A 1,767-nucleotide genomic window follows, 5' to 3' on the forward strand; every position below is an offset into this window, starting at 1 on the left:
CTAGGTAGCTAAAAGCGGCGTAGCCAGATTATTGAGTCAAGTTTTGTGATGTTCGGGTCATGTTCGACTGCTTGATATTTCAGGCCGCGAGTTGCGCTGTGTCGGTGAGGGTATCGACGGCGATGCGGTAGGCGGTGGCAGCTGATCGCAGGCGGCCGGGAGTGGTTGTCGGGGCGGCGAGTTCGGACAGACCCGTGCGTAGGACCCGATCGTGGACACAGGTGAGGAACTTCGCGGTGTCGAGTCCGAGGTCGGTGACCTGGTAGCGGTGGGTGCCTTCGATCCGGACGATGAGGTTGCGGGTTTTCAGGCGGCGCAGGTCGTAGGTCATCTGCCCGGTGGACACCGTGCCCGGGTCGAGTCCGCGCAGCTCGCCGGTGAGGGTGCGCAGGTCCTTGTTGGTGAAACCGTTTGGGTGCAGCCGGAAGACCAGCAGCGCAGACAGCAGGGCGTGGCTGCGCCCGTCGGCGAATCGCAGTCCCGGCACTCGGGTGCCGGTGGCGGTGGTGACGGGCCCGGTGATCGTGGTGAGGGCGTCGGCACCGGTGATCGGGTCGTGACTGAGTCGTTGGACGCGCAGCAGGCGTCGGTTGGCGTGAAAGCCGATCTCCCGCAGGGCGGGCAGATGTGTCAGTCGTTTCCCGAGGTGGAAATCGCGGGTGTCGTTGATGGTGGTTTCGGTGCGTAGGGCGCGTCCCTGTTTGTGGTACTGCTTGATGGTGGTGTGTTTGTAGTCGACGTGCAGGCTCGGGGTGACGCCCTCGGTGATCACCCGGGTGCGGAATCGTCCCGGGGTGGCACGCGGCCCCCGGCGCATCAACCGCCGGTCGAAGACCAACGTGACCTGGTCCGGGCGACCGACGTCGAGATTGTCGCGGATGACCTGCTCGAAGAACACCCGCCCGGAGACCGGCGCGTCGAGCATCTGGGTCAGGGAGAACTCCGCCTGCAGCACCGACAGGTCGTAGCGGTAGCCGGCATCCCGGTCGGCGTCCGTGAACGGGTCCGGCAGAATCGCCAGCCACTTGCGGAGCAGGGCATCGATGCGTGGACCGGTGAGCCGGTCACAGATCGCCTGCAACGCGGCCGGATCGTCAACGGCAGCGAAGGCGTTGTCGAGTGCGGTGAACCCGAGCCCGGCTCTCGCCGCCTGACGCTGCGCCCAATGGTGGCCGTTGATACACAGTTTGGCGTTGTACGGAAAGTACGAGCAGAACTTGAGGAAGAACGGGCCGAAGTCGGCGTCGACGCAATAGAAGTAGTAATGGTTGACCACGCCGGTGGACTTGACGATCCACGGATAACTCTTGCCGTCGACGTCGCGGCGCTTCTCGGTGCGGAACAACGGCGTCCTCTCCTGCGCCCGTCCGACGAACACCACCCCCTCGGGCGCAGCAAAATGCTCGAGATACTCGTGCATCACATCGTCCTTGCGCTGGCCCCTGGCGAAGTCCACCCACGGGATGCGGCGGGTGTCGGCGAAGCGGTGCACCGCCGCAGCGAAGCGGTCGGTGATCCTGGCGAGCGGGGCGGTGGAGGCGACCGGCAACCCGAGCTGTCGGTGCACGTAGGCGACCAGACCTGGGGCGTACTGCAAACCGGGGACGTAGACATTGAGGTACATCCGGTCGATGCACTCGACCTCGAAGAGGGTGTGTGTGGTCAACACGTCGGCGACGCTGCGCGGTAGGGTCATGATGAGCTCCGGACGATCGGGCGGCCAGTAGGCCAACCAACCGCTACGACGGTTCATACACCCGATCGACG

At 65.0% G+C, this 1,767-nt stretch carries 1 protein-coding gene; it reads right to left on the reverse strand.

Annotated elements, in window-relative coordinates; all coding sequences use genetic code 11:
* Positions 1-79: 79 nt before the first annotated feature.
* A partial coding sequence (locus P3H15_RS53790; RefSeq protein ID WP_276144789.1) for a hypothetical protein occupies positions 80-1,767 on the reverse strand: 1,688 nt, incomplete at its 5' end.

The organism is Rhodococcus sp. T2V (genome assembly GCF_029269925.1).
GTDB classification, from domain to species: domain Bacteria; phylum Actinomycetota; class Actinomycetes; order Mycobacteriales; family Mycobacteriaceae; genus Rhodococcus_F; species Rhodococcus_F koreensis.